Annotated in this window: 16 protein-coding genes; 6 read left to right on the forward strand and 10 right to left on the reverse strand. The window is 73.3% G+C overall.

Going from position 1 to position 19,888, the window contains the following annotated elements:
- Positions 1 to 35: 35 nt before the first annotated feature.
- Positions 36 to 3,695, reverse strand: a complete 3,660-nt coding sequence (locus Q9R28_RS12925; RefSeq protein WP_311206283.1) for a S8 family serine peptidase — start codon at positions 3,693 to 3,695, stop codon at positions 36 to 38.
- Positions 3,696 to 3,853: 158 nt separating this feature from the next.
- On the opposite strand from Q9R28_RS12925, the gene Q9R28_RS12930 reads away from it, so the two are divergent.
- The 4 genes from Q9R28_RS12930 to Q9R28_RS12945 all read left to right on the forward strand — a co-directional run bounded on the left by Q9R28_RS12930 (position 3,854) and on the right by Q9R28_RS12945 (position 8,658).
- Positions 3,854 to 4,510 (forward strand): TetR/AcrR family transcriptional regulator, encoded by a 657-nt coding sequence (locus Q9R28_RS12930; protein ID WP_066657692.1) that lies wholly within the window; start codon positions 3,854 to 3,856, stop codon positions 4,508 to 4,510.
- A complete protein-coding gene (locus tag Q9R28_RS12935) occupies positions 4,507 to 5,223 on the forward strand; it encodes a hypothetical protein (RefSeq protein WP_251154113.1) in 717 nt (238 codons plus the stop codon). The genes Q9R28_RS12930 and Q9R28_RS12935 overlap by 4 nt, the downstream gene beginning before the upstream one ends.
- Positions 5,220 to 7,289, forward strand: coding sequence for a YhgE/Pip domain-containing protein (locus Q9R28_RS12940; RefSeq protein WP_311206284.1), 2,070 nt, complete (start codon positions 5,220 to 5,222; stop codon positions 7,287 to 7,289). Before Q9R28_RS12935 ends, Q9R28_RS12940 begins: the two co-directional genes overlap by 4 nt.
- A gap of 349 nt (positions 7,290 to 7,638) precedes the next feature.
- Entirely contained in the window at positions 7,639 to 8,658 is a 1,020-nt protein-coding gene (locus tag Q9R28_RS12945) for a LacI family DNA-binding transcriptional regulator (protein WP_271825680.1), read from the forward strand.
- 204 nt (positions 8,659 to 8,862) lie between these two features.
- Here Q9R28_RS12945 and Q9R28_RS12950 read toward each other — a convergent pair whose 3' ends face one another.
- The 4 genes from Q9R28_RS12950 to Q9R28_RS12965 all read right to left on the reverse strand — a co-directional run bounded on the left by Q9R28_RS12950 (position 8,863) and on the right by Q9R28_RS12965 (position 11,611).
- Positions 8,863 to 9,534 carry a TrmH family RNA methyltransferase gene (locus Q9R28_RS12950; RefSeq protein ID WP_396137165.1) on the reverse strand — a complete coding sequence of 224 codons (672 nt, stop codon included), beginning with the start codon at positions 9,532 to 9,534 and terminating at the stop codon, positions 8,863 to 8,865.
- Positions 9,535 to 9,631: 97 nt separating this feature from the next.
- Positions 9,632 to 9,943: a DUF4190 domain-containing protein gene (locus tag Q9R28_RS12955; protein WP_066652049.1), complete on the reverse strand. Its 312-nt coding sequence runs from the start codon at positions 9,941 to 9,943 to the stop codon at positions 9,632 to 9,634.
- A gap of 58 nt (positions 9,944 to 10,001) precedes the next feature.
- A complete protein-coding gene (locus Q9R28_RS12960; RefSeq protein ID WP_311206285.1) occupies positions 10,002 to 10,868 on the reverse strand; it encodes a DUF3592 domain-containing protein in 867 nt (288 codons plus the stop codon).
- Entirely contained in the window at positions 10,865 to 11,611 is a 747-nt protein-coding gene (locus Q9R28_RS12965) for a TetR/AcrR family transcriptional regulator (protein ID WP_066652046.1), read from the reverse strand. The genes Q9R28_RS12960 and Q9R28_RS12965 overlap by 4 nt, the downstream gene beginning before the upstream one ends.
- A 137-nt stretch (positions 11,612 to 11,748) precedes the next feature.
- On the opposite strand from Q9R28_RS12965, the gene Q9R28_RS12970 reads away from it, so the two are divergent.
- Positions 11,749 to 12,546, forward strand: coding sequence for an HAD-IIA family hydrolase (locus tag Q9R28_RS12970; protein ID WP_058730132.1), 798 nt, complete (start codon positions 11,749 to 11,751; stop codon positions 12,544 to 12,546).
- A gap of 19 nt (positions 12,547 to 12,565) precedes the next feature.
- Here Q9R28_RS12970 and Q9R28_RS12975 read toward each other — a convergent pair whose 3' ends face one another.
- From Q9R28_RS12975 to Q9R28_RS12995, 5 genes are all read right to left on the reverse strand, one after another.
- On the reverse strand, positions 12,566 to 14,020 hold the full coding sequence (locus Q9R28_RS12975; RefSeq protein WP_311206286.1) for an FAD-dependent oxidoreductase: 1,455 nt from the start codon (positions 14,018 to 14,020) through the stop codon (positions 12,566 to 12,568).
- Positions 14,017 to 14,913, reverse strand: coding sequence for a UbiA family prenyltransferase (locus Q9R28_RS12980; protein ID WP_066652042.1), 897 nt, complete (start codon positions 14,911 to 14,913; stop codon positions 14,017 to 14,019). The genes Q9R28_RS12975 and Q9R28_RS12980 overlap by 4 nt, the downstream gene beginning before the upstream one ends.
- A 29-nt stretch (positions 14,914 to 14,942) precedes the next feature.
- Positions 14,943 to 15,818 (reverse strand): L,D-transpeptidase, encoded by an 876-nt coding sequence (locus Q9R28_RS12985; RefSeq protein ID WP_144411218.1) that lies wholly within the window; start codon positions 15,816 to 15,818, stop codon positions 14,943 to 14,945.
- 144 nt (positions 15,819 to 15,962) lie between these two features.
- Entirely contained in the window at positions 15,963 to 17,738 is a 1,776-nt protein-coding gene (locus tag Q9R28_RS12990; protein WP_311206287.1) for a phosphatase PAP2 family protein, read from the reverse strand.
- Positions 17,739 to 17,975: 237 nt separating this feature from the next.
- Entirely contained in the window at positions 17,976 to 18,857 is an 882-nt protein-coding gene (locus tag Q9R28_RS12995) for a CPBP family intramembrane glutamic endopeptidase (protein WP_311206288.1), read from the reverse strand.
- A gap of 22 nt (positions 18,858 to 18,879) precedes the next feature.
- Between Q9R28_RS12995 and Q9R28_RS13000 the strand changes: the two genes are divergently transcribed.
- Positions 18,880 to 19,569 carry a metal-dependent transcriptional regulator gene (locus Q9R28_RS13000; RefSeq protein ID WP_271825663.1) on the forward strand — a complete coding sequence of 230 codons (690 nt, stop codon included), beginning with the start codon at positions 18,880 to 18,882 and terminating at the stop codon, positions 19,567 to 19,569.
- The last annotated feature ends 319 nt before the right edge of the window (positions 19,570 to 19,888 follow it).

A 19,888-nucleotide genomic window follows, 5' to 3' on the forward strand; every position in this document is an offset into this window, starting at 1 on the left:
CCACCGGACCGGTGACGGGGCGTTCGTGTCGATCGCTACTTGCGGGGTGCCACCTTCGCGGTCTCGGCGGAGGTCGCCGAGCCGTCCTGGTAGCCCTTCGCCTTCGCCGTCACCTCGACGGAGAAGCGGTGCCCCGCGTCCGTCGTGCCGAGCGTGTAGCGCTGGTCCGTCGCACCCTGCACCGCGACGCCGTCACGGAGCCACTGGTACGAGTACGAGACCTTCTTGCCGTCCCACGAGCCGGGCTTCGCCTTGAGCGTCTTGCCGACCTTCGGGGTGCCGGAGATCGTGACGGCGCTGCCCTCGCGGAGGGTGAGCGTCGGCGCGGTCTGCGCCGCCTGGAGTACGTCGGCCTGGTCGCCCACCGCGTTGCCGAGGTGGAGCAGCAGGACCCGGGCGTTCGTGGCGTCGGCCTGTCGCTTGACCTGCAGCGCGCCCTTGTCGGCGTACAGCACACCGGTGGTGGTGCCCTGCGCGAAGGTGAGCGCCGGTGCCGACGGGTCGTACGTCGCCGGGTCGGTCTCGTCCACGACGTTGGAGCCGCTGGTGGCGAGGGCCGGGGCGTACGCCGACTCGGTCAGGACCGAGTAGTCGAACGGACCGGTCGCACCGATGGTCGACGCCGACACCGTCAGCACCTTGACGGCGCTGTCGAACACGTTGACGTCCTGTCCCGCGGTGCCGCCGTTGAGCGGCTGCGCGTCGACCGTCTTGCCCGTCGCCAGGTCCACCGTGGTGGCGAGCGTCGCGTCGATGGTGGTCGACTTGGCGTCGTACACCAGGTAGTCCGGCTCACCGTCGCGGTCCGTGTCGATGAGGACCTCGACGTTGGTCACCGCGCCGGGGTTCGCGTCGGCACCGGCGGTCTGGACGCCGAAGGCGAGCGTGTCGGACGCCTTGTCGTAGTTCGCGCCGTAGGCCCGGATGTCGGCGGCCTGCAGCGACTGCTTCGCCGAACCGGCGGGCAGCGGCTCCTGCGGGTCGGTCCCGCCCAGGACGAACGGTGCGACGGACGAGTGGTACCCGGTCACGGCGTCGCCCTGGTCGACCGAGCGGCCGGTGAGCGCGAGCTCCGCGGTCGTGGTCGAGCCCGAGAACGCGATGTCCTTGCCGTGCACGGCGCTGACCGGCTTCGGCGCGACGTACGCACCGAGGCGCATCGGGTTCAGCTTCGCGTCCGTCGGCGTGAAGGACACGACACCGGACTCGGCGGCGACGAACTCACGCTGGTAGCCGGACTGCACCGACTCCTGCGTGGGGTCGATGACGCGACGCAGCTGCGTCGGGTCGGCGATCGTGTACGTCAGCTTGACGGTCGCGGTGCCGTGCGCCGGAGCGGTGACCCGCTTCGTGCTCAGCGAGAACGCGACACCCGGCTGGTCCACCTGGGCCTGGTACGCCACGTCGTACGTGTGCGGACGGCCGTCGGTGTTCTGGATCTGCAGGGTGCGGGACTCGGTGGTCTTCCCGCTGACCTCGACGACACCGTACGAGGCGGTGACGAGCTGGTCGTTCTCGATGCTGCGCACCGTGGTGCCCGCGGTGACCGCCTGCAGTGCGTCGACGCGGCCGGTGCCCTGGCGGAGCAGCGTGGCGTCCCGGTCACCCTGACGAACGTCGTGCGTCGCGGTGTTCATCACGGCGGCCTTGACCTGCGGGGCCGTCCACGACGGGTGCGACTGGAAGGTCAGCGCGACGATGCCGGCCACGTGCGGGGTCGCCATCGAGGTGCCGCTCATCGACATGCGGCCGTCACCGGTGCCGTTGGCCGCGGAGATCACGTTGACCCCGGGGCCGGCGACGTCCGGCTTGACGATGTCGTCGAACGAGCCGTGCACGCCACGGCTGGTGAACGGGGCGAGCGTGTTCACGTTCGCCTGGTCGGTCGCCAGCTGGAAGCCCTTGAGCTCCTGGGCGAACTGCACGTGCAGGGTCCCGGCCTGGGCGGCGGCCTGGAGGCTCGCAGCACTGTCCGAGGTCAGCTCGGCACCGGGGATGGTCGCGTTCCCCGCGACGCCCGAGTCGAAGCTGGTGACCGTCCCGGCCAGCAGGACGCCGACACCGCCGGCTGCCTGCACGTTGTTGAAGCGCACCCCGGAGCCGCACTCGAGCGCCCCGTCCGTCCACTTCAGCCAGACGACCTTGCCCTTGATCTTCGCGGCCTCGTCGGCGCTGAACGCTGCGCAGCCGTCGATGTTCGTGGTCGGGACGACGACGTCGCCCTCCACCGGCAGGGTGCCCTGGTAGTTCTGCGAGTACTGCGCACGGTAGGTGCCGGCGACGTCGGACGGCGCGGTGGCCTTGACACCGTCGAACAGCGACTGCCCGGTGGCGCTCGCGGCGACGGTGAGGGCGCCCTCGGCGTTGCCCGGCGAGCCACCGATGTCGGTGAAGTCGTCGGCGTTGCCCGAGGCGATGACGGGCAGGACACCGCGGGCGGTGAGCGCGTCGATCTTCGCGTTGTCGGGGTCATCCGGTGCGCCGTAGTCGGAACCGAGCGACAGGTTGAGGACGTTGATGTCCTTGCCCTCGGTCAGGGCCTGGCCGACCCAGTCGAGCGCGGCACCGGTCAGGTCGGTCGAGCCGCCGCCGTCACCGAACACCTTGAGGGCGTAGAGGCCGGCGTCCGGCGCGGTGCCCGGGCCGATCCACATGTCCTGGACGGACTGGTTCGTGAGCTTCGTGTAGTCGCCGCGGAACGTCTTCTTGTCCGCGGTCAGGCCGTAGCCCGCGGCGGTACCGGACACGTGCGTGCCGTGGTCGCCGCCCTTGCCGTCGATCGGGTTCGCGTCCGGCTTCGGGGTCGGGTCGTAGCCCGCGCTCGAGGAGTCGGCGTTGTAGGTGGGGCCGGCGAAGTCGTAGCCACCGAGGTACTTCTTCGCATCGAACCAGCTCGGGTCCGGCGCGCTCGTGCTCGCGAGGGCCTGCTCGTACGCGGCCGTCGTGCCGGGGCCGCCGAAGTCGGCCTGGGTGTAGTCGAGACCGGTGTCGAGGACGGCGACGTTGACGCCCTTGCCGGTGCGGCCGGTCTGCTGCCATGCGTCGAGGGAACGCGTGTAGATGTCGCTGGCCGCGTTCTTCGGGCTGACGCCGTCCGCGCCCGGCTGCACCAGGTCGGGGTCGACGCCGCTCGGGGCCTGCGACGCGTCACCCGGGGTCGGGTCGACGATCTTCTTCGGCGTGAGCGGGATGATGCTCTCGACGTCCGACCGGCTGGCGATGTCGCGCAGGACGTCGACGTCGGCGACGACGGCGACACCGGGGACGGTGTACTCGGTCGAGTACAGCTCCGTCGCCTTTGCGTCGGACCGCTTGACGGCGGCGCGGACGGCGTCGACGGTCGACGTGATCGCCTGCACGCGCTCCTTCGCGGCGGACGACGGCGTCTTCGACTTCGTCAGGTCGCCGCCCTTCGCCTTCGCGTCGACCTCGAGGGCCCCCTGGCCGGTCGTGCGGACGAACGCCGCGACCGTCTTCTGGGGCTTGGCGTCGCGCAGGGGCGCCGCGAGCTTGAGGTCGGCGGCGGAGAGACCGCTCGGCGCGGCGTTCGCTGCGCCGCCCACGGCGAGACCGCCGCACGACAGGGCGACGGCGGCGATGCCGGCGGTCAGGATGCGTGCGACGCGTGACCGCGTGGTGCGCTCCGTGGTGGGTGGTTGCTCGGGTACTGCACGGTTCGGTGTTGCACGTGTCACAGGGCGCACTCCTCGGCTCTGTCCGTGGTGGGAATTCCTGTGAAGTTATGCGTTCGTTCACAGGCGGAACAGTCCGCACTTTGGAGGACTGGCCCTCGTTCGGGGGTACAGCACCTCGTAACTTGCACAGCTGTGTGCACGTTATTACGATGGTGCTCGTGACCACCACCGACCAGCCCGGACGCGCGCCCCGACGGGATGCGACGGCGAACCGGGCCGCCCTGATCGAGGCCGCACGGAGCGTCCTGCAGCAGGACCCCGATGCCTCGCTCGAGACCATCGCGTCCGCCGCGGGCCTGTCGCGCCGTGCGGTCTACGGACACTTCCCCTCCCGCGACGACCTCGTGCGCGAGGTCGTGACCGGCGGCGCCGCACGGATCGCCGGCGCGATGCCGTCGTCGTCCGAGCTCGCCGACCTCCCGCCCGCCGCACGGCTCGCGGCGATCGCCGTGACGCTCTGGGCCGAGGTCTCGCACGTGCGCTCCATGGCCCGCGTCGCCCTGCGCAGCCCGTTCGCCGAGTCCGTGGCCGAGGTGTTCGCGCCGCTGCGGGCACAGGTCCGCACGGCCTGCGCGCTCGGCATCGACGAGGGCTCGATGCGCGACGACGTCGACGCGGACACGCTCGCCCGCCTGGTCGAGGCCGCCTGCATCGCCGTCCTCGACGAGGCCACCCGGTCCGGCACGAGCGACGAAGCCGGTCGCCGCACGGTCGTGCTGTCGGCGCTCGGCACCGCCGGCATCGACTGGCGCACCGCGCTGCTGTCCGAACCCGCCGCACCCGCACCCCGTACCGAGCAGGAGACCCGCGCATGACGCTCGAACTCGACCACGTCGGCATCGGCGACGAGCCCGGCGCCGCGCTGCCCGTCGTGTCCGCCGTCGCCGCTCCCGGTCGCCCCGGTGTCGTCGCCGTCGAGACCGAGCAGGCCCCGGTGCTCGCGTCCCTGATCGCCGGCGGGCGGATGCGTCCCGAGTCCGGGCGGGTGCTGCTCGACGGACACGAGGACGCCGCAGCGGTGCGCGCGGCCTTCGCGCTCGTGGACACCCCGGGCGTCGCCGAACCGTTCCCCGTCATGACGCTCCGGAAGGTCGTGCGGGAAGAACTCGCGTTCGCCGGGCAGCGCCCCTCGCGCGACCACGTCGACACCGTGCTCGACGAGCTCGGCATGCGGGACCACGCCGACACGCACGTGCAGCGGGTCCCGACCGACGTGCGGGTGCGGCTGCTCGTCGAGCTCGCGCTGCTGCGGGACGGGGTCACGGGCATCGTGCTCACCTCGCCCGAGCGGCACGGCGGCGCCGTGGCCGACTGGTTCGCGGTCGTGCGCGACGTCGCCCGGCGCGGCGTCACCGTCGTCCTCGTGACGTCGAAGGCCGCCGCAGCCACCGTCGAGCAGCTGCTCGACACGATCCGCACCGAGGGTCCCGACGACGCGACCTCGACCGACGGGGGCGACCAGGGCCTCCCGTCCGGCCCCTCCGACCCCGAAACTCCCGCAACCGTCCCGACGGAGGCACCCGCGTGACCATCCCCTCGCTCATCCGCGCCGAACTGGCGCGCCTCACCGCAACGCCGCTCGCCCGGCTCGCGTTCGTCGCCCTCATGGTGGTGCCGCTGCTCTACGGCGGCGCGTACCTCTGGGCGAACCGCGACCCGTACGCCAAGCTCGACCAGATCCCGGCCGCGATCGTCGACCAGGACGCCGGCGCGACGCTCGACGGCGACCGGGTCGACTACGGCGAGGACGTCACGAAGGAGGCGATCGACGGCGCCGACTTCAAGTGGACCGAGACGACCGCGGCCGACGCGCGCTCGGGCGTGCGGAACGGCAAGTACGACTTCGTCGTGACGATCCCGCACGACTTCTCCGAGGCCCTGGCGTCGGCGCAGGGCGACGACCCGAAGCGTGCCGAACTCGTCATGACGACCGCGGACACGAACTCGTACCTCGCCTCGACCATCGCGGAACAGGCCGGCAAGACCATGCGCACGGCCGTCGCCGAGCGGGTCGGCAAGCAGGCGGCGACGACCCTGCTCGTCGGACTCGCCGACGTGCGGGACAGCCTCGGCGACGCCGTCGACGGTGCGGGACAGCTCGCATCGGGGGCGACCACGGCTGCCGACGGCGCGTCCTCGCTCGCGTCCGGCACCTCCGCGCTGTCCGCCGGGGCCTCGCAGCTCGCCTCCGGCACCGCCGCACTGCCGTCGCAGACCGCCCAGCTCGACAGCGGCGCACAGCAGGTCGCGTCCGGGGCCTCGACCCTGGCGTCCGGGCTGCAGTCCGCACAGCAGCAGACCGCGTCACTCCCCGCGCAGACCGCGCAGCTGAACGACGGCGCGCAGCAGGTCGCCGCGGGGAACGCCGCGTTGGCCGACAAGGTCGACTCGGTCAGCGCCGACGTCGACGCGGTGCAGCCGGTGGACGCCGCCACGGTGCTCGCGCAGATCACCGCGAACCTGCCGGAGGGCGTCACGCTGACGGAGGAGCAGCAGCAGGCCATCACGAAGGCCGTCGGCGACGTGAACACCGCCGGCGCCTCGGCCAAGGAGACCTACGCGTCGACCAAGTCGGCCGTCGACCAGCTCCGCGACGGGTCGGCCCAGGTCGCGGCCGGCACGTCGGCGCTGGCCTCGGCGTCGCCGCAGCTCGCGGACGGCATCGCATCGGCGTCGAGCGGCGCCTCGCAGCTCGCATCGGGCTCGTCGCAGGTCGCCGCGGGCACGTCGAAGCTCGCCGCCGCGGCACCGACGCTGTCCTCCGGTGCGGCCTCGCTCGCGGACGGTGCCGCGTCGGCCGCGTCCGGTGCCTCGCAGCTCTCGTCGGGTGTCGACCAGCTCGAGGACGGCTCGAAGGAGCTCGCCGCGAAGCTCGACCAGGGACGCACGAGGATCCCGGCATCGACCGCCGCCCAGCGCTCGTCGCAGGCGTCCGTGATCTCGGACCCGGTCAAGGTCGGCGACGACAACGTCGCCGCCGCGTCGAACTACGGCGCCGGCCTCGCACCGTTCTTCATCTCGCTCGCCGCCTGGATCGGCATGTACGCGCTGTTCCTCATCCTCAAGCCGATCTCCAAGCGGGCGATCACCGCCGTGCAGAAGCCGCTGCGCGTGGTGCTCGGCGGCTGGCTCACCCCGGCGCTCCTCGGGGTCGTGCAGATGGCGGCGCTGTTCCTGATCGTGCGGTTCGCGCTCGACCTCGACGTGGTGAACGCCGGGTCGACGGTGGCCGTGATGGTGCTCGCCTCGGCGACCTTCGCGGCGATCATCATGGCGCTCAACGTGCTGCTCGGCTCGGTCGGGCAGTTCCTCGGCCTGGTGCTCATGCTCGTGCAGCTCGTGACCGCCGGCGGGACCTTCCCGTGGCAGACGCTGCCGGGGCCGTTGGCGGCGCTGCACTTCGCGCTCCCGATGACCTACTCCGTCGACGCGATCCGGCAGACGATGTACGGCGGGTCGTTCGCGGCGGTGTGGTCGGACGCGGGGGTGCTCGCGTGCTGGTTGCTCGGCGCGCTGCTCGTGTCGTACGTCGTCACCGCGCGGCAGACCCGCTCGCGGACGCTGCGCGACCTGCGGCCGAGCCTGATCGGGTAGCGCGCGGCGCGGCGCGGCGCGGAGCGCGGCGGCGCGGGCGGCGCGGGCGGCGCGGGCGCGGCGCTCGGGGCGGCGCGCTCGGCGCTCGGGGCGGCTCGGCCGTCAGCACAACGAGAAGCACGTCGCGCCACGCGGTTCCGTGGCGCGACGTGCTTCTCGTTGTGCGCGAGCACCCCGCACCACACGCCGCCTCCGCGCCACCTCCGCCCCGCGAGCACGCCGGACGCCCCGCGCCCGCTACACCCATCCCACCGCACCCCACCCACCCCGGTCGACCCACCATGTCCTGACGACCACTCGAGTCGGGGCCGCTACGATCGAGGGACACCACGACGGGTCGAGGGAGATCATGGGAGACGGCAGGTCCGCCACCGCAGACGGCAAACCGGCGACCATCTACGACGTCGCCGCCCGCGCAGGGGTCTCGAAGTCCCTCGTCTCGCTCGTGCTCCAGCGGTCCCCGAAGGTCAGCGACCAGCGCCGCGAGGCCGTCCTGCGGGCCATCCAGGAACTCGACTACCGCCCGAGCACCGCGGCCGTGTCCCTCGCCGGCACCCGCAGCCGCACGATCGGCGTCGTCCTCGACGACTTCCGCAACCAGTGGTTCGTCGACCTGCTCACCGGCCTGCGCGAGGCGCTGCAGGACCAGGGGCACCGCCTCGTCGTCGCCGACCGCTTCCTCAACACCGGGCTCGACGCCTCACCCGTCGAGGGCTTCCTGTCCATGCGCGTCGAGGGCATCGTCATCGCCGGCGAGCCCGACACCGACCTCGCGATCCCGGCGAGCATGCCCGTCGTCGTCGCCGGCGGTCGTGCGGTGCTCCCCCGCGCCGACACCGTCGCGAACGACGACCGCGCCGGTGGTCGGATGGCCGCCGAGCACCTGCTCGCGCTCGGCCACACGCGCATCGGCTTCGTCGGCGGGCGCTCGGCTGCGTCCGCGGAGCGGCTCACCGGCCTGGAGGCACGGATCACCTCCGCCACGTCGCCCGCCTGGCTCGCCACCCACGTCATGCCCGTGGAACCCACCGAGGAGGCCGGCGCCGAGGCCGTCGGGCACCTGCTCGACGCCCACCCCGACGTCACCGCGGTGTTCGCCGCGAACGACGTCATGGCGCTCGGTGCGATGTCAGGGCTCGCCGCCCGGGGCTTGCGCGTCCCCGAGGACGTGTCGGTGATGGGCTACGACGACACCCCGCTCGCGGCGTCGTCCTACGTCGGCCTGACGAGCATCGACGACCGCAGCGTGGAGATCGGCCGTGGCGCCGGGGAGCGCCTGCTCGCCCGGATCGCCGATCCGACCGCTCCGGCGCAGGAGACCCTGGTCGAGCCCCGGCTCGTCGCCCGCCGCACGACCGCTCCGCGCTGACGCGCGAGCGTGCCCGCCCGCGCGAGCCCGCCCGCGCGCGCACGAGACTCGCCTGAGCGGACGTCTTCGCGGCTCCGGCGCCGCGAACGTGTCCGCGGAGCCGAGTCTCGTGCGCGGCCCCGCCGGCCCGGCGGCCCCGCGGCTCCAGCCCGGCGGCCCCCCGGCCCGGCGGCCCGGCGGGCCGGCGGCCCCGCGGCGAGCGCGTCAGTCCGTGGGCAGGACCGCGTGCTGGACGACCCAGGCGTGCATGACGATCGCCGCCGCGGCCGAGGCGTTGATGCTCCGCGTCGACCCGAACTGCGTGATCTCGAGGTGGGCGTCCGCACCCGCGACGGCCTCGTCGGTGAGCCCGGGTCCCTCCTGCCCGAACAGGAACACGCAGCGCTCCGGGATCGCCGCGGTCTCGATGCGCTCGGCGCCCGGGGTGTTGTCGATCGCGACGACCGGTCGTCCCTCCTCGCGCATCGCGGCCAGGAACGCCGCGACGTCCGGGTGGTACCGCACGTGCTGGTACCGGTCGGTCACCATCGCCCCGCGCTTGTTCCAGCGCCGCCGACCGATGACGTGCACGGTGCCGGCGAGGAACGCGTTCGCACTCCGCACGATCGACCCGATGTTGAGGTCGTGCTGCCAGTTCTCGATCGCGACGTCGAAGGCGTGTCTGCGGGTGTCGAGCTCGGCGACGATGGCGTCCATCGACCAGTACCGGAAGCGGTCGACGACGTTGCGGGTGTCCCCGGCGGCGAGCAGCTCCGGGTCGAGCCGGGGGTCCTCCGGCCAGGGCTCTGGGTGCGGCCCGACGCCGTTCGTCGTGGCCTCGTGGGTCGGTGGCAGCGCGGGACCGCCCGGCTGCGCCGGTCCCGTCGACGGGACCAGGGGGTCGGACGGGAGGCGCTCGGTCACGTGACCAGCGTAGGGCGCGTGCCCCGCGCCTCCCGTCCGGCGACCGCCGTCAGCCGACGGTCGCGAGGAGTCAGTACGACGTCGGGTACGTGACCGACGGCTCGGACATCGCGACCGCGACGAGCGCGATGAAGAGCACGGCGTAGAAGACCGTGATCACCCCGCCGACGATGACCGCGGCGAGCGCCAGGCCACGGCCGCCCTCGTCACGCTTCTTCGCCTGGGACATCGCGACGAAGCCGAGGACGAACCCGACGATCGGCGCGACGAACGCCGCCACGAGCGCGATGATCGCGAGGGTGTTCGTGCGCTGCGGGGCGGCCGGCGCCGTTGCGTACGGCTGGTACGGGTGCTGCTGGGGCTGGACGTTCTGTTCTGACACGGCTGACGAGCCTAGGAGCGCCGCGTTTTCGTGGAGAAGTGCCAATCTTCGTCCGGCCTCAGGTCGTGCCGGGGCGCAGGAAGTCCTCGGGGTCGTCACCGCTGCCGGTCGTCGTGAAGATGCGCTTGCGGTCGCCGGGGCGGGCCGGGTCGTGGAGCACGGTCACCGTCCCACCGAGCACCGGAGCGGTGCCGTGGGTGAAGCCCTCGGTCCGCTCGACCCAGCGCCGGACGCCGTGCAGGTCCACGAACGAGAAGGTCCACCGCAGCAGCGTGCGCGACGCGTCCGGGGTCGTGCCACCGCTGATCGCGGTGACCTCGCCCGTGGTGCGGCGGCCGTTCGCCAGCACGTCCGTGAGCCGGGCGCGCCGGTTCCCACGGCCGATCCGCGTGGCACCGCCGGCCACGAGCGCGAGGACGGTCACGACGGTGAGGAGCCCCGGCAGCCACCACACGGCGGTGTACAGGATCCAGCTGCCGACGCCCCACGTCTCGTCGTGCCCGAACGTCGGGTCCACGGCCACGCCGACGCGGTCCGGTGCGGGCCACTGCGTGGTCGTGGCCCACCAGGTGCACGCGGTGGCACCGACGAGCCAGAGCGGCAGCGGCCCGAGCCCGACCAGGTCGGTGGTGCGCCCGGACCACCGGTGGTTCCACCGCGTGTACACGCCGACGGCCACCAGGGTGCCGACGACCGCGCTCGGGGCCGCCCACAGGTGCGTCTCCGGGTCCGGGCTGTCGGAGAAGATGCTGTTGACCGTCATCATCCGGAAGCGCAGGACGAAGTCCGACACCGCGAGTCCACCGACCGCCCCCGCGGCGACGACCAGCAGAGCACCGACGACGGTCATCGTCAGGGCGGTGGTCGAGCCGCGGTACCGGGCCTCGCGTTCGCGGCGTGCCTGCTGCGGGTCGACCGTGCTCACGACGCGGTGGTGCCGTGCGTGCGGACGCGGGCCTCGATGCCGGCGGTGATGATCTCGAGGCCCAGGGCGAAGCGGTCGTCGTACGAGTGCTCGCCGAGGATCTCACCGACCACGCGGTGCCGCTCGGGGCGCCCGGCCTCGGAGTCGCCGCGGCCGACCTGCACGCCGGCGTGCCCGACGACGAAGTCGTAGACCACGAAGAACGCGTACATGGCCTCGCGCTCCGGCAGACCTGCCTGCTGCAGGGCCCCGACGACCTTCGCCACGACGGCGTCGGACTCGGTGGAGGCGAGCGGGGCGCGCTGGCTGTGCGACTCGAGCACGAGGGGGTGGGTGCGCATGAGGTCGCGGAAGGTGCAGGCGAAGACGTGGACGACCGAACGCCAGTCGTCCGGCCAGACGAAGGTGGCCGTGAACTCGTCGACGGTACGACGGACGAGCTCGGCGTGGAGGTCGTCGAGGCCGCCGATCGTCCGGTGCACGGTCATCGGTGCGACGCCGAGCTTCGCGCCGAGGGCGCGGAAGGAGAGGCGGTCGAGGCCCTCCTCGTTGGCGATGGCGGTGGCGGCGTCGACCACCTGCTGACGGCTCAGGACGTTGGGGCGACCACGGCGGCGGCGGGGTGCGGCGGCGGTGTCGGCCGCCGGCGTCGTCCCGGTGGGGGCGTCGGCCGCTCCCGCGCCGGTACGGCCGTCGGTCGTGGTGCGCGGCTGGGCGGTGGGGCTGCCGGGGTCGACGAGCACGGGGAGGCCTCCTTGATCCGGTACGTGTCCCGAAAATCGTAGCCCAAAGCCGAACGCCGGTCGGTGTCCGGTCGGCCAGTCCTCACAGCCGGGTGACCACCGGGTCCGGCGAGCGGCGGCCCCAGTACGCTGGGCCCATGGCGACCCGCGACGAAGTCGAGTGCTGGCTGACCGACATGGACGGCGTGCTCGTCCACGAGAACCAGGCCCTGCCGGGCGCTCCCGAGCTCATCCAGCAGTGGCTGGACGAAGGGACCGAGTTCCTCGTCCTGACGAACAACTCGATCTTCACGCCGCGTGACCTCAGCGCGCGGCTGCGGTGGTCGGGGCTCGAGGTCCCCGAGGAGCGCATCTGGACGTCGGCGCTCGCCACGGCGGACTTCTGCCGCTCGCAGATGCCGGGGGGCTCCGCGTTCGTGATCGGCGAGGCCGGCATGACGACGGCGCTGCACGAGGCCGGGTTCATCATGACCGAGACCGCGCCCGACTACGTCGTCGTCGGTGAGACCCGCAACTACTCGTTCGAGGCGATCACCAAGGCCGTCCGGCTCATCCGCGACGGCGCCCGGTTCATCGTGACGAACCCCGACGCGACCGGGCCCAGCGCCGAGGGGGTCCTGCCGGCGACCGGGGCCATCGCCGCGATGATCGAGAAGGCCACAGGGAAGCAGCCGTACGTCGTCGGCAAGCCGAACCCGATGATGTTCCGCTCGGCGATGAACCGGATCGGGGCCCACTCCGAGAACACGGGCATGATCGGCGACCGCATGGACACCGACGTGCAGGCGGGCATCGAGGCCGGGCTCCACACCGTCCTGGTGATGACCGGCATCAGCGACCAGGCCGAGATCGACCGGTACCCGTTCCGCCCGAGCGAGGTCATCGCAGGCGTGCACGAGCTCGTCCGCGCGGAGCCGATCGAGGTCGAGCTCTAGCGAGGGCGCGAAGGCGCGCTCAGACCGGGTTCGCCCGGAGCAGCCGCTCCGTCGCGATCATCGCTCCGCCCACGACGGCCGGGATCCCGCCGCCGGGGTGCACCGACGCGCCCACCCGCCACAGCCACGGCCGCCAGCGGTCGTTGTACGAGGGGCGGTGGAACGGCCCGCTCTGCCACGGCGGACGGGCCGCCCCGTAGAGCGCCCCGTGCGGTTCGCCGCCGGTGCCGTAGTACTGCGGGTCGAGGACCACGTGGTCGTCGAGCAGGTCGGTGATCGGTCGGTCGAGGCCCAGCGCTGCCGACACCCGGTCGACCTCCCGCCGCACGAAGGGGTGGTCGATCTCGTAGTGCGCGCCGTCCGCGGGTGCGGTCAGCAGCACGCCCACGGTGCCGTGCGGGTTCGGGGAGAGCTCGCCGGCGCGGTAGTGGTTGACGAACACCATCGTGTCCGCCGGCTCGTCGCCCGCCTCGAGGCTCCGGTGCAGTGCGTCCGGCTTCGTCGGCAGCACCACGCTGTGCGTCGCGAGGCCCTCGGGCAGCTCCTCGCGCAGCACGCCGTAGAGCGCGACGGCGGAGCAGGACAGGGCCCGGGGGCGGGGGCGGGAGCGCGGGCGGGGCAGCGCGGACATCGCGGACATCGCGGACATCGCGGACGGACCGGCCGGTCCGGTCAGCGCGGCGAGCCGGTCGGCGTCGAGGGCGCTGACGACCAGGTCGGCGGGGTGGTGCGCGGCCTCGGTGGAGACGCCACCGCGCGCGATGCAGGTGACGGCCTCGCCGGTGCGGACCTCGACGCCGGCGGCCTCGGCGAGTCGCTGCAGCGCGAGCACGACCTCGTAGACGCCGCCGCGGGGCACCCACGCGCCGGTCTCCGCCATGATCGCCGGCATGCTCGCGTAGAGCGCAGGGGTGCGTGCGGGTGAGACCCCGGCGTTGAGGGTGTGGATCGCGATGATCTCGCGCAGCCCGTCCGGCAGCCACGCCAGGCCGTCGAGGTACGCACGCGTGGTGAGCCGCGAGCCGTAGACGGAGAGCAGGCGACGGACGGCCGGCAGGGCCGAGCGGTCGAGCGGGTCGGCGAGCAGGAGCCGCGTGACGTCGTCGGCGAGCGGCGCGTGCAGGTCGGCGAAGCGTCGCCACGCCGGGTACCAGGGGTGGTCGGGTGCCACCGGGAGCGCGGTCTCCTCGCCGCCGTGGAAGTACCGGCCGACCTCGGGCATGCGCACCAGGTCGAGGTGCCCGTCCTCGCCGGAACGTCCGCCGAGTCGCCGCAGCAGCTCGTCCCACACCGCCGGGAAGGTGACGAGCGACGGCCCGGTGTCGATCCGGTCCGCCCCGAGCTGGATGCGACGGCTCTTGCCGCCGAGCCGGTCCGACGCCTCGAGCAGGGTCACCCGGTGCCCGGCACGGGCGAGCAGGGCGGCGGCGGTGAGGCCACCGATCCCGCCTCCGACGACGACGACACGACTCACCGGGCACCTCCGAGCACGATGGACACCAGGAGCAGCACCCCGGCGAAGGACCCCGCGATGTACGGGAAGGCGACCGACAGGCGGTACAGGCGGTGACCGGTCTCCGGCGACGGGGCGCGCAGCAGGCACACGACGAGGATGCCGGCGATGAGCAGGTTGACGGCGGCGACGGGGATGCTGACCACGGCGAACAACACCGTCGACACCACCCACCAGGCGCCGCTCCACAGCGCGGTCCCCCGGGGTCCGAGCCGGACCGCGGTCGTGGTGATGCCCGCGTCACGGTCCTCGACGATGTCCTGCACGGCGTCGAAGGCGTGCTTGGCGACGCTCCAGGCCATCAGTCCCAGCGCGGCGGGCCACGTCGGCTCCTCCTCGAGGGCGAACGGCACGATGACCAGCGGCAGCGCGTACGCCGCGTTGCTCAGCGAGTCGAGGTACGGCCGGGCCTTGAAGCGCACCGGTGGCGCGGAGTAGCAGACGAAGACGACCGCGTAGAGCAGGATCGCGGCGTTCGCGAGCGGCGGCAGCGTCAGCAGGAACGCGACGAGGAACGGCACGTTGACCACCGCGACGGCCCAGACGATGAGTCGGACCTCGGACTGCCGGATCCTGGCACCCTCGATGGACCCCTTGCGGGGGTTCGTCGCGTCGGTGTCCTGGTCGAAGACGTCGTTGACGCCGTAGATGAGCAGGTTGAACGGCAGCGTCAGCCAGATCAGGATCGGCAGCGCCCGCAGATCGAACAGCGCGCCGGTGAGCCACACGGCGACCAGCCCCGAGCCGATCGTGTTGATCCACAGGACCGGACGCGAGACGTGCACCAGTCGGCGCACGGTCGCACCGGCCCCGGACCGCAGGGTCCTGGGCAACTGTCCGGTCCCGTCGGTCACCGGCCCGAGCGTACCCGGCGGTGCCCGTGCTACTCCACCGTCACGAGCGTCCCGAGCGGCAGGGCGTCGAGCGCCGCGACCCCCTCCGCGGAGAGTCGCACGCACCCGTGGGACACCGCCCCCGAGGCCGCCGCGTTCCAGTGCAGGCCGATGAGCCCGCCGTCCGACCCGCCGTACGGTTCGTCGGCTGCGCTCGAGTGCAGCGACGTCAGCTGGATCGCCTGGTCGCCCGTCCCTTGCGAGGGGTCGACGTACCGCTGCTCCAGGTACCCCGTCACGCCGGTCGGCGTCGGGGTGTCGGAGGTGCCCACGCCCGCGGGGAAGCTCCGGGTGACCCGTCCGGACGAGGACTCGATGGACACGGTCTGGTCGGCCGTCGAGATGACCACGTGCGACGTCGGCGTCACCTGCTGCACGAGTGCCGTCCGCGGCACCCACGCGGCCGTCTGCGCGGCCGCGTGTCCGTCGGCCGCCGAGGGCAGCTCCCGACGCGCCGGCGTGAGGACGAGCTCCCAGTCCCCCTCGTGCCGCAGTCCCACGACCGTCGTGGGCTGGCCGAGGAAGTCGGTGGCCGCGAAGCGCGCGACAGGGTGCTGCCGATCGGACCCGAAGAGCGGTGCGTCGGTGCGGAGGTGGAAGACCTCGGCGGACGACACCGTCCGGTCGACGGGCAGCAGGCCGTCGACCACGGCCGAGTAGCGCGCTTCGGGCAGCGCGGCGAGCGCCGCTGCGGCGACGTCGGGGACGCTCGGTACCGTGCGCGCCGTGGCCGTGGGGGTGCGGTCCGCCGCGGCGGGGACGGCGTCGCCGCCGGTCGCGCCGGTCAGCACCGGGACGGCGATCGCGGCGGCGGCGACCACGACGGCGGCGATGCCGACGGTGGTCCAGGTCTTGGGGTACGGCACGGGGGCCTCCGGTGGTGCGAGGGGGGGTGAGCGGTCAGGGGCGGCGGACGGGAGGCGCGGGGCGGGGCGGTCCCGCGCCTCCCGTCGGGTGGGTGCGGACGGGAGGCACGTGACGGTCCGGTTGCGCGCCTCCCGTCCGGTGGGTCAGCCGCTGACGACCGGCAGGTGCACGCCGGCGGGGACGGTCCCGGTGGCGCCGGTGCCGCCCGCCGTGCCCGCGCCGCCGGTCGAGCCGCCCGCGTTCGACGCCGCGGTCACGGTGATCGCGAGCGGCGTCACGAGCACCGAGGCGCCCGACGCGTCGGCGAGGTCGAGCGTGTGCGCGCCGACCGGAGCGTCCGCGGGGATCACGACCGAGCCGGTCGCGGTGCCGTCCGGACCGACCGTGAGCGTGCCGACCGTGACCGGGTCGGACCGCAGGACGACCTGCAGGGTGGCGCCGGCGGGGAGTCCGGTGCCGGCGAGGGCGATCGCCTTGCCGGCCTGCACGGAGGTGCCCTCGGGGGCGGTCAGCACGCCGGAGACGACGCGGGCCTGCCCACCGGTCGAGACGACCGTCGCGGTGCCGTCCGCGCCGACGGCGACGGTCGCGCTCGTCGCGGCCGCGAGGTCGAGCCGCTCCCACGAGCCGTTCGCGGAGCCGGACTGGTCGAGGGGGTGACCCGAGGCGATCTCGGTCTGCGCGAGCACCTGCGTGCGCTGCTTGTCGGTCAGGGTCGGGAAGGTCGACAGGAGCAGGTTCGACGCGCCGGTGGGGACCGACGGGGCGAGACCCGCGGTGCCGGTCTGCGCGAAGCCGTAGGTCATGCGCTCGCGGTAGACCTGCACGGCCGAGGCCCGGTCGGTGACGACCTGCGCGGTGCCGCCGGGCATCGCCTGGCCGCCGTAGGGGTCGTCGGTGTAGGGCCGCTCCGCGGCGATGCAGTTCGCGAGGGTGTCGCCGCACTTCGCCTCGAGGTACGCCGTGAGCTCGGCGCGGGCCGGCTCGAGGACCTCGGTGCGGTACCGCGTGTCGGACCAGCGGGCGGCGAGGGCGGCCTCGCCGTCGATGCGTCCACCCATGATGTCGAGCGGGTAGTGGACGCCGAGGACGATGCGGTCGTTGCCGGCCTCGGACGTGCGGGCGAGGATCTCCGGCGCGAGTTCGGGCACGAGCGTGGCGAGGGTGATGCCCGCCTGGTACGCCGTGGTGGTGTGCCCGGACGGGTACGAGCCGCCGGTGCAGATGCCCTTCTGGCCGTAGCCGGCGTCGAGCACGACGTCGTTCGGCGAGAACTCGTGCGTGGTGTCGGTCGTGGCCGGCACCCGTGTGATCGTGAGGTTGCCCTTCGCGTCCGCCCAGGCCGTACCGGTGCGGTTCGCGGCGAGCGACGACGCGTTCACGGTCGCCGGGTTGCAGCTGGCCGTGTCGTCACCGGCGGGCAGCGTCGCCGCGGTGTCGGTCGGCAGGTACGGCCGCGGGTAGCTGTAGTGGGCCTTCGCGTCGCCGGTGCCGACGTAGGCGCCGCTCGTACCGTTCGACGAGTTGATGAGCGCGTCGACGAGCGGCAGGTCGCCGTCGTTGCGCCCCTGCACGAACAGCTTGCTCAGCGTCTCGCCGAGCCCCTGCGACACGGTGAAGGACTGGTCGTAGGCGGTGTTCGTCGCGTTGTCGTACTCGGCGTCCTGCAGCGCCCGGAACTGTTGCGCCGTCGTCGCGTGCTGGTTGATCCACGACGTCAGCTGGTCGTTCTTGGCCAGCGTCACCGGGTCGTCCACGGTGCCGTGCAGGTCGTTCTTCCCGCTCGACGTCCAGTACTGGTCGTACCCGCTGAGCAGCGACACCAGGTCGGGCTCGGTGGAGTCGCTCGGGTACGTCGCAGCCTGCGCGGCGAGCGGCGACCCGAGCACGAGTGCGGTCGCGACGGTGGCGACGGTCACGCCGCGGACGGTGGATCTGCGCATGTGGTGGTGGTCGCCCGGGGGCGACGCCCCTTCCTGTTGTACCGGTGTGGAAACAGGGCGAACCTAGGGACGGGTGGTTGCCGGACGGCGAACGGTCCCCCACCCGGGGGTGAACCGGGCCGCAGGCTGTGCGCATTCGCAGCCCGTCGCCCTCGTGGACGAGTCGGCCCGGCGGCACCCGCCGGGCCCGGCACCTGAGCGCGGACGGTCGGGTCAGACGGCGGACGGGAGGCGCGGCTCGTCCCCCTGCACCGCGGGCGCCCCCACGGGCGGCACCGACCGCCACCGGCGCAGCAGGCGGCGGCCCCGGTCGTCCCGCCATGCGACCAGGCCGCCGGCGACCACCCCGAGGGCGAGCACCGCGAACGCGAACAGTCCGAGGAGCCCGACGGGCACCATCCGCACCAGGTCCTGCGTCGGCACGGTGGCCGACACCGCGATCGACCCGAAGTCCCAGAAGGCGTGCAGCAGCACGGGCGCGAGCAGGTTCCCGGTGAGCCGGCGGGCGAGGTAGAGCGTCGAGCCGAACGACGCGGCGAAGACGACCTGCACGACGGTCGCACCGACCCCCGCGCCGGCGAGGACGTTGAGGAAGTGCAGCAGCCCGAACAGCACGCACGACGCGATCCACACGCCGAACTCGGGCAGCCGCCGCCGGAGCCCGACGAGCAGCACGCCGCGGGTGAGCAGCTCCTCGAACACCCCCACGAAGAGGACCCCGACCGCGAGCAGCAGGAAGTACCGCACCGGCTGGGCGCCCCACTCGACGAGCGGGAGCCGGGCGACGCACACGGCTGCGATCAACGCCGGGGCCGTGAGCGTCCACCGGAGTGCCGTCCGACGACGGTCGGCGGTCGCGATCGGCCACCAGCCCAGCGCGGTGACGTAGACGCAGAGCACGAGCACCGCGATGCCCTCCGGCACCACGAGTGCCCCGAGGACGCCCTCGACGGTCTGCCCGAGCGTGCTGTAGTCGTCGCTCGGCCGCGAGCGCCAGGCGCTGACGGCCGCGAAGGCGACGAGCGGCGCGAGGCCGAGCAGGAGCGACGGGGGCACCGGCCAGCGACGGCGTCGGACGGGTGCGGTGGTGGTCACCCGCCGTTTGTACCATTGACGCATGCGCCTGCCCTCCCTGTCCGTCATGGCGGAGGACTACGTGAAGCTCGTGTGGAAGTCGACCGAGCGCGGCGGCGAGGGGCTCGCGACGCGGGACATCGCGGCGGCCCTCGGGGTCTCGGCGTCGACGGTGTCGGGGAACCTCCGCAAGCTCGACCGCGACGGCCTCATCGAGCACACCCCCTACTACGGCGTCGTGCTCACCCCGCTCGGGCAGCAGGTCGCCGTGGCGATGGTCCGTCGCCACCGGCTCATCGAGACGTACCTGGTGCAGCGGCTCGGCTACTCGTGGGACGAGGTCCACACCGAGGCCGAGGCGCTCGAGCACGCGGTGTCCGAGACGTTCCTCGAGCGGGTCGACGCCGACCTCGGCCACCCGACGCACGACCCGCACGGTGACCCGATCCCGGCGACGGACGGGTCGGTCCCGTCGTCGGCGGGCACGCTGCTCGGCTCGGTCGAACCCGGTGCCTGCGGGGTCGTGGACCGGGTGTCCGACGACGACCCGGCCCTGCTCCGGTACTTCGACGAGCTCGGGGTCGCACTGGGCACGCACCTGCGCGTCGAGCGGGTCCGCGACTACGCGGGTGTGATCGCCGTCAGCCGGCGGGCTCCCGACGGCGAGGAGTCCCTCGTCGACCTGCCGGCCGCCGCCGCCTCGGCCATCTGGCTCACCCCCGACGCCGACTGACGCCAGCCGCCCGCCCGTCGGCCCCGCCGCCCGCTCGCCGAGCGGGCACTTCCTGTCACACTCGGCGGCTCCTGCCGACGGATCCTGCCCGCCCGACGGGACGCGCGCGGCATGTCCTGACCGTTCGATGCGGCTGGTGCCCACGAACGGACGGGAGGCCCGGTGCCAGCCCGCCCCGCGCCTCCCGTCCCACGATTCCCGTCGCACGACATGCTGCTCACCTCCGCCGCCGACGGCACGTCGTGCGACCTGAACGGCCGCCGGAAGGCAGGTCGTGCGACCGGAACCGCCGGCGCGCCCATCGGACGGGAGGCCCGAT

Source organism: Curtobacterium sp. BRD11 (assembly GCF_031844345.1).
Taxonomy (GTDB): Bacteria; Actinomycetota; Actinomycetes; order Actinomycetales; family Microbacteriaceae; genus Curtobacterium.